General features: G+C 70.7%; 6 protein-coding genes. 2 read left to right on the forward strand and 4 right to left on the reverse strand.

Annotated features, from left to right (window positions below; all coding sequences use genetic code 11):
- Positions 1 to 148 precede the first annotated feature (148 nt).
- Positions 149 to 907, forward strand: a complete 759-nt coding sequence (locus tag AC08OP_RS00100; protein WP_476612325.1) for a class I SAM-dependent methyltransferase — start codon at positions 149 to 151, stop codon at positions 905 to 907.
- A gap of 36 nt (positions 908 to 943) precedes the next feature.
- Here the strand turns inward: AC08OP_RS00100 and AC08OP_RS00105 are convergent, their stop codons facing one another.
- From AC08OP_RS00105 to AC08OP_RS00120, 4 genes are all read right to left on the reverse strand, one after another.
- Complete coding sequence (locus AC08OP_RS00105; RefSeq protein ID WP_476612326.1) at positions 944 to 2,074, reverse strand: ABC transporter ATP-binding protein; 1,131 nt, start codon at positions 2,072 to 2,074, stop codon at positions 944 to 946.
- A complete protein-coding gene (locus tag AC08OP_RS00110) occupies positions 2,071 to 3,549 on the reverse strand; it encodes an ABC transporter permease (protein ID WP_476612327.1) in 1,479 nt (492 codons plus the stop codon). The genes AC08OP_RS00105 and AC08OP_RS00110 overlap by 4 nt, the downstream gene beginning before the upstream one ends.
- A gap of 74 nt (positions 3,550 to 3,623) precedes the next feature.
- The gene (locus tag AC08OP_RS00115; RefSeq protein ID WP_476612328.1) at positions 3,624 to 4,646 is read right to left on the reverse strand and encodes an iron ABC transporter substrate-binding protein; all 1,023 of its coding nucleotides are present in this window, start codon (positions 4,644 to 4,646) and stop codon (positions 3,624 to 3,626) included.
- Positions 4,647 to 4,731: 85 nt separating this feature from the next.
- Positions 4,732 to 7,416 (reverse strand): AMP-binding protein, encoded by a 2,685-nt coding sequence (locus AC08OP_RS00120; protein ID WP_476612329.1) that lies wholly within the window; start codon positions 7,414 to 7,416, stop codon positions 4,732 to 4,734.
- A 391-nt stretch (positions 7,417 to 7,807) separates the two neighbouring features.
- Here AC08OP_RS00120 and AC08OP_RS00125 point away from each other — a divergent pair.
- Positions 7,808 to 8,404, forward strand: a 597-nt coding sequence (locus AC08OP_RS00125; RefSeq protein WP_476612330.1) for a DUF308 domain-containing protein, incomplete at its 3' end; no start/stop codon positions are given.

Here is an 8,404-nt window from a genome sequence, read left to right on the forward strand (position 1 = left end):
GAGTTCGGTGACGGTGAGGGGAAACGCCCGCCCTTCCGCATCCAGCCGGTCTGGCGAAGGAACGGCATGCTACCGACCGAGACCGTGGCCGCGAGGCGGCGCAGGAAATTCGCTCGCGACCGCGTGGATGTGCTGCCATGGTCGGCCTATGGCGCGTCAGTTCGACGATCTTGTTGCTGAGGCGACGTCGGTGCCGGTGGACGGCTGGGACTTCTCCTGGTTGGACGGGCGGGCCACCGAGCAGCGTCCGTCCTGGGGCTACGCCCGGCTGATGGGCGAGCGGATGGGTCGGGCCGCCGTGGGCCTGGACGTTCAGACCGGCGGTGGGGAGGTTCTCGCCGGACTGCCGCGGCTGGCCGGGTGCACGGTGGCCACGGAGTCCTGGGCGCCGAACATCGCGCGGGCCGCCGCGCGGCTGGGTCCCCGCGGCGTGGCCGTCGTGGCCACCGACGACAGGTCGTTGCCCTTCGCCGATGCGACGTTCGACCTGGTGGTGAGCCGTCACCCGGTGGTGACCTACTGGGCGGAGATCGGCCGGGTGCTGCGGCCGGGTGGTCGCTACTTCTCCCAGCAGGTCGGGCCGTCGAGCATGCTCGAGCTGAGCGAGTACTTCCTGGGACCGCTGCCGGCCTTGGCGCCCCGTACCCGTCACCCCGACACCGCCCGCGCCGGGGCCGAAGCCGTCGGCCTGGAGATCGTCGACCTGCGGATGGAGTCCCCGCGGACCGAGTTCCTCGACGTCGGCGCGGTCATCTACTTCCTGCGGAAGGTGATCTGGACCGTTCCCGGGTTCGGCGTCGAGCGGTACCATGCGCGCCTGCGGTCGCTGCACGATCAGATCCGCGCCGAAGGCCCATTCGTCACCTGGGCGACGCGGTTTCTGATCGAGGCCCGCAAACCCGCCTGACGCTGTGACCTGCCTGGCGCTGTGACCCGCCTGGCGTCAGTGGGGTGGGAAGGCCGTGACGGGTTCGGTGATCGACAGCCGTACGTGGGTGCCGGGTTCGGGGAGCTGGTGCCCCGGCACCCTCGCCGTCACGGTGCGGCCGGACCGGTCGAGCCGGAGCTGGACGGTGGCGTCGTGGCCGAAGTACCGCACCTCGGTGACCCGGCCGACCACCCCGTTCCGGTCCTTGTCCCGCTCCCCGTTCCGGTCTTCGGTTCGGTCTTCGGTTCGGTCTTCGTTCTGGTTCTCATTCTGGTTCTTGTTCTCGTCGCCGTCCGCCGCGGCGAGGAGCCTGATCTGTTCCGGCCGGATGAGCAGGCGCGCCTCGCCCTGGGGAGACCCGGGCCGGACGGCGAGTTCACCAAGGTCGCAGGAGGCGGTGAGCCCGGTGACGACGGCGGGCACGAACACGGCGGCGCCGACGAAGGCCGCGACGGTCGGGTTGCTGGGTGCGGCGTAGACGCCCGGGGGCGTGCCGGTCTGGGCGATGCGGCCGGCGGCCATGACAGCGACCTGGTCGGCCAGTGACAGCGCCTCGTTCTGGTCGTGCGTGACGAGCAGCGCGGTGGTCCGGTTGGCGCGCAGCGCTTCGACGACGGCGCGGGCGGTGTTCAGGCGGAGCCCCGCGTCCAGGGAGGAGAACGGCTCGTCGAGCAGCACCAGGGACGGCCGCGGGGCCAGGGCCCGCGCCAGCGCCACGCGCTGCTGCTGGCCGCCGGAGAGCTGATGGGGGAACCGGCAGGCCAGGCTCGCGTCCAGCCCGACGAGGTCGAGCAGCTCGGCGGCACGCCCGGCGGATCGGCGTTCGGCGCGGGGCAGGCCGAACCCGATGTTGGCCGCGACGTCCACATGCGGGAACAGGGCACCTTCCTGCGGGACGTACCCGACCCGCCGCCGCTGGGCGGGAACGCTGCGACCGGGGCTGAACACCCGTTCGGCGCCGAAGTCGATCGTCCCGCCGTCCGGGTCGCCGAATCCCGCCAGCAGCCGTAGCAGGGTGGTCTTGCCGCAGCCCGACGGCCCGAGTACGGCCGTCACACTGCCCTCGGGCACTCGTAGATCGATCCCGGCGAGGGCTGTCGTGGCGCCGAACCGCTTGGTGACCTGGCTGACGGTCAGCGCTGTCACGTGCTTCTCCTGACGGAACGGGTGAGCAGGAAGGTCGCCGGGGCCGACAGCAGCACCATCAACCCCGCGTAGGGGGCGGCCGCGCCGTAGTCGACGTCGCGGACGTTGCTCCAGAACTCGGTCGCCAGGGTTTCGGTGCCGGTGGGTGACAGCAGCAGGGTCGCGGTGAGTTCGGTGACCACGGCGAGGAACACCAGGATGGCGCCGGCGCCGACGCCGGGGGCGATCAGCGGCAGGGTGACCCGCCGCCAGGCCTGCGCCGGGCGCAGGCCCAGGGCATGCGCGACGTCGTCCAGGACGGGTGGCGCCTGCGCGATCGCGCCCCGTACCGCCACCGTGGCCCGCGGCAGGAACATGATCGAGTAGGCGGCGATCAGGAGGGTGGTGGTCTGGTACACGGCCGGCAGGATGTGCAGCGAGACCGTGACGAGAGCGAGCGCCACCACGATGCCCGGCAGTGCGTTGGCCGTGTAGGTGCTGCGTTCAAGCAGTGTCCCGATCCGGCCCGGGTGGCGTACCGCGAGCCACGCCACCGGAAGCGCCAACAGGACGGTGCACAGCGCGCCGACGAGGCCGAGCCCGGCCGCGGTCGCGGCGGCGGCGGCCAGTTCGCCGACGGGGAAGGCGGCGGAGGCACCTACCAGCAGCCAGTGGACGAGGCTCACCAGCGGCACGCCGAGCGCCAGGACCACGACCGCGCCGAGCCCGGCGACGGCGGGGGCGGTGAGCCGGCCGAGCCGGGCGGGTTGCGCGGTGCGGCTGGCTCCGGGCCCGAGCCGGGCGTAGCGGTGCCGGCCGCGCAGGCTCAGCTCGGCGCCGACCAGGACCGCACAGTACAGCACCAGGACGCCGGCGAGCATGTTCGCCGCCGGGCCGTTGAACGACGAGAGGTACTGGTCGTAGATGGCCGTGGTGAAGGTGGAGAACCGCAGCATTTGCAGGGCGCCGAACTCGGCGAGCAGGTGCAGGCCGACCAGCAGCGACCCGCCGAGGACGGCCGGGCGCAGCTGCGGGAGCACGACCCTGGCGAACGTCCGCCACGGGCCGAGCCCGAGTGACCTGGCGGATTCCTCCAGCGCCGGGTCCAGCCCCCGCAGGGTCGCGCCGACGGGGAGGTAGACCAGCGGGTAGTAGGCGAGTGTCACGATCAGCAGGGCGCCCGGGTATCCCTCGACGCCCGCGGTCAGCGAGACCCAGCCGTAGCTGACGACAAACGCGGGCAGTGCCAGCGGAGCGGCGAGCAGCACGTGCCAGACCCGTCGTCCCGGCAGGGTCGTCCGTTCCACCAGCCAGGCGGCGGCCGTGCCCAGGACGGCACTGGCCACCATCCCGCCGGTCACGAGCTTGGTGGTGTTGGCCAGCAGCTCGCCGACCCTGGGCCGGATCAGCAGCCGCCAGGCCTCCGACCAGCCTACGCTGACCGTGTACCCGACGACGAAGAACAGCGGGACGGCTGCGAGCAGCGCGACGAGCACGCAGGCCAGCAGCAGCGGGCGCGGGTACGCCGGGCCGGTGCGTACCCACCATCCCGCCGTCGTGGGCTGACCGTTCAGAGCAGGCCCGCCCGCTGCATCAGTTCGACGACCTTTGGTCCGTTCAGGGTCGAGATGTCGATGTCGGGCGGATCGAGTGTTGACAGCGGCTTCAGTGCAGGGTTCGTGGGGACCGCGTCGGACACGGCGTACTCCAGGGCACCGCTGTCGACCAGCGCCTTCTGCCCGGCGTCGCTGGTGAGGAAGGTGACCAGCTGCTGTGCCTCGGCTTGCTGGTCGCTGGCCGCGAGGACGCCGGCGCCGGAGACGCTGACGAACGCGCCCGGGTCCCGGTGGCCGAAGAAGTGCAGGTCGACGTTCTTACTGTCCTTGCCCGACTCCGCCTGGTCCTGGTACCAGTAGTAATGGTAGATCACGGCGGCGGGGACCTCGCCCGCGTTCACGGCGCGCAGCGCGGCGATGTTGTTGGCGTAGATCTTCGCGTTGCGTTTCAGCCCGGCGAGCCACTCGGCGGTGGCGCTCTCGCCCTTCACCGCGAGTACGGCGCTGACGATGGCCTGGAAGTCCGCTCCGGCCGCCGCGACACCGACCTTCCCCTTCCATGCCGGTCCCGCCAGGTCCATGATCGACGCGGGTAGCTCGTTCTTGGCGACCTGCCCGCGGTTGTAGATGAACACCGTCGACCGGGCCGCGAAACCGACCCAGTTGCCGGTGCTCGGGACGTACTGGTCAGGCACCTGGCCCAGGGTGGCCCGGTCCAGTTTACTGAAGCCGCCGGCGCGGTCGACCAGCGTCATGGCCGGCGAGTTCTCGGTGACGAAGACGTCCGCCGGCGAGCTGTCGCCTTCCTGGACGATCTGGTTCGCCAGCTCGGGGTCGCCGCCGCGACGCAGCTCGACCTTGATGCCGGTCTGCTTGGTGAACGCGTCCACCATCACCCGCATCAGGTCCTGGTGCTGCGCGTTGTAGAGCGTGATCGTCTTCCCGTCGTCCCCCGAGCCGCACGCTGACAGGCCGGCCAGGCCGGCCAGGCCGGTGGCCGTCACCAGCACGACCAAGGTTCTTCCTACCGAACCCATCGGACTCCTCCACCTGAACACTCCACCTGGACAGACACGTCCGACCGACCTCGAACCTCTAATCGGTCTAGAAGTTAACTCATGCTTACCTTAGCGCCGTGGAATGTGACGAGTGGCATAAGCCGGGGGCGCTGGCGGGCGAACCGCGGAGCAGACGCCTGGCGCCGAGCGGGATCGGCACGCCTGCCGTGAGCCGGCCGAGAAGGCCCATGGCATGGAACGAGACCTTCCACGCGGCGACGCCGACGGTGAGCGAGGCCAGCAGCGCCAGGACCGGATGGTCGTCCTGCAGAAGGGGGAACACCTGCCAGTGGGTCAGGTAGATGTAGAGCGAGCTGCCGGCCAGCAGGCCCGCCAGCCGGCGTAGCGGGCGTGGGCAGCGGACGCTCGTGGTCCAGGCCAGCAGGAGCACGCCGCCGAGCACCACATGCTCCCGGCGTGCGTCAGCGAAGAACCCGGGGATGGTGAGTGCCGCCGCCGCCGTGAGGGCCAGCCGCTGCCATACCGTGGTCGCGGCGGCGGTGGCCCATCCCAGCGCGAACAGCCAGAGCACCGCCACCGACGTCTGGGTGTGGCGTGGTCCCGGCGGTAGGGCCACGACGTCGAAGCGGGTGAGCAGACCGGCGGCGAGGACACTGGCGGCGACGGCCCACGGGCGGCGCCGCTGCCAGCGGTCGAACGCCGGCACGCCGAGTAGGGCCGCGAGGACCAGCAGGATCTGGACCAGGGCTTCGATGAACCAGAACTCCCAGGGCGGGCCCGCGCGGCCCGGCCCGAACACGCTGTTGAGCAGCACGATGTTGGCGGGTCCGTGTTCGTCCATGACGAGCACGAGTACGGTGATGAAGACGATGCTCGGCACCGCGAGGTACGCGATGCTGCGGAGCAGCCCGCGGACCCGGTCGCGCCGCGGCGCCGCGGTCAGGTGGAAACGGGCGAAGTTGTAGCCGGCGACGGCGATGAGGAGATGGGCGCCCCCGAGGATGCCGCCGACGGTGTCGAAGGTGTTGGCGTGCGTCCCGACGATCAGCACGATCGCGACCGCGCGGAGCAGCAGGCTGGTCTCGATCGAGCCGCCAGAGCCGCCAGCCCTGCGCTTCGGTCGCGTGGCCGGCTTCAGGTCCCGCACGGCCATGGTGTGCCAGCCGGCGGGCAGGTGTCCGAGGGCGTCCTCCAGCCGCAGTGACAGTTCCACGTAGGACAGCGAGTCGCCGCCCAGGCTCACGAAGGTGCTGTCGTCGGTGACATCGTCGCGGTGAAGCAGCTCGGCGAACAGCCGACGTACGTCGGCTGTTCCGTCCGACGGCCCGTCCCGTCCGGTGGGCGCGGTCGTGCGCGCCGGTCGCGCGTCGCGGGCGATCTCCTGCAGCGCAACCAGGTCCGGTTTGCCGGTGGCCAGGCGGGGCAGGGCGGCCAGGCGGTGGACGCGGACGGTGTTCTCCGGCAGCCGGCAGGCCCGCGCGACCAGCTGGCGGACCGAAGGTGCGTCCCGGTCGCCCTCGATCATCACGTCGACGGCGTCGTCGCCGGTCACGCAGCAGGCGCTGAGCCCCTGGCCGGCGAGGGTGTTCTCCACGTGTTGCAGGTCGATCCGGATCCCGAAGACCTTGGCGAATCTGGTCTGCCGTCCCACGATCTCGTACAGGCCGTCGTCGGTGCGGCGCGCGACGTCCCCGGTGCGCAGCTCGTCGAGCGTCGGACCGAGCGCGAGGTCCGAGGCCGTCCGCGCGTAGCCCATCATGACGTTGGGCCCGGAATAGACGAGCTGCCCCAGATCCCCGGCGCTGTCGGTGCTGTCGGTGCTGTCGGTGCTCTCGGCCAGCGGCTCGAGCCGGAACGACCCGCCCGGGACCGGGACTCCGATGGTGTGGGGATGGGTCGGCGCGAGGTGCGGCGGCAGGTAGGCCATCCGCGCCGTGGCCTCGGTCTGGCCATACATCACGACGAAGTCCCAGCCGTTGCGTCGTCCGAGCTCGGCGTAGCGGGCCACCCGGTCCGGCGCCAGTCGACCGCCGGCCTGCGTGACGTAGCGCAGGTGCGGCAGCGACATCGCGTCGAAACCGATCCTGTCGAGCAGGTCGAACGTGTAGGGGACGCCAGCCAGCGAGGTGCCCTGCCCGTCCCGGAAGAGGTCCCAGAAGCAGGCGTCCACGACGGACAGGGACGTCAGGATCAGACCGGCCCCGCACAGGAGGTGACTGTGCACGACCGACAGCCCGTAGCAGTAGTACAGGGGCAGGGTCGTCGCGGCGCGGTCGCCGGGGCGAAGGCCGAGGCACTCGACGATCGACTCGGCATTGGCCTGCAGGTTCGTGTACGACAGCCGGACCAGTTTCGGTGAGCCCGTCGAGCCCGACGTGCTCAGCAGCAGCGCGAGGTCCGGATGGAGGTCGTGCTTCGAGCCGTCACGCCGCTGCTCGACGCGGATCCGCGTCCGCGTGTCGGCGGGGCGGATCACCACGTCGGGGTCATAGGACGTGATCAGGGCGTCGGTCGACGCGGCGTTGTCACCCGGCACCAGCAGGACCGCGTGCCCGGCGGACAGCGCCGCCAGGTACAGGACGAGGACGTCGATCGTGTTGACCGCCGCGAGGAGTACCAGCCGCCGCCCGGCGCCGAGCCGACCGGCGGCGGCGTCGACGCGTGCCGCCAGCTCGCGGTAGGACAGTCGGCCCTCAGCCGTGACAACGGCCGCGCGGTCACCGTGCCGTTCAAGGTGGCGGGCGAGGAACACAGTCGAGTCTGAGAGGGACGGGCCTGCATGGGTCACCCAGCCAATGTACAAGTAAGGAAAGCCTACCCTAAGTCTTACCCCTCACTGCGCCTACGTCATCGATCTATGACGTTCGGTGCCACAGCCGCCTGTGGGTGATCTTGTCGTGTGGTGGCGGCAGCGGTGGGTCTGCCTCCCGCCCCAGCGCGGCACCCACCTGCTGGGAGGAGTTGAGTAGCGCCGCGGGCGATATGGCGTCGTCGTCGGTTCGGAATGATGTCCAGCGGATAAGCGTGGTTCGCCGGGTGGCGGGCATCAGCTTGTTGACCCGTGATGTCGAGCGCCAGCTGACGGCAATGGTCCTTGTATCGGTGACCGACGATGGGAGAATAGGATCGTGAGCGACATAACTGCCTCAGATCGTCGTACACATGAAAGATCCACAAATGTGCCCTGGTTTGGTTTTCTCGCCGTTGGAGCAGCTTTTGCCCTGTTCGCGCTGGCCATTCCGCAGTTCGATCTGACCACGGTGCGGTCGATCGCCGTGCTTCTCGGGATCGTCCTGCTCCTCGGCGCGGTGAGTGAGCTGCTGGCGGCGGCGGCGACGGCCCGGGACTGGCGCTGGTCCCATGCGCTGCTCGCGGTGCTGTTCGTGGCCGGCGGGGTGGTGGCGCTGGTCTGGCCGGATCCCACGGTCAAGGCGGTGGGCCGGATCGCGGCCTGGTTCTTCTTGACCAAGGGTCTCTACGACGTCGTCAACTCGTTCGTCGCCCGACGGACCGAGCAGCAGGCCGCGGCCGGGCAGTACGCCACCGCGGCGGAGGGCCGGCCCACCCCGGCCCAGTGGTGGATGCCGCTGATCGTCGGTGCGTTGGAGATCGGGGCGGCGTTCTGGGTGGTGGGTTCCCAGCGGGTCTCGCTGCCGCTGCTGGCCCTGTGGGTGGGCCTCACGGCCCTGGCGGTCGGGCTGACCAAGATTGCCATGGGGTTCCGGCTGCGGGGCGTTTCCCGACCGCCCGCCTCTCTGGAGGGCCTGGCGATTCCC

The organism is Frankia sp. CeRuru1 (genome assembly GCF_977966315.1).

Bases quoted from the DNA above. Each gene is read 5' to 3' on its own strand.
- AC08OP_RS00115 (WP_476612328.1), bottom strand. From the start codon at position 4,646: ATGGGTTCGGTAGGAAGAACCTTGGTCGTGCTGGTGACGGCCACCGGC.
- AC08OP_RS00100 (WP_476612325.1), top strand. From the start codon at position 149: ATGGCGCGTCAGTTCGACGATCTTGTTGCTGAGGCGACGTCGGTGCCG.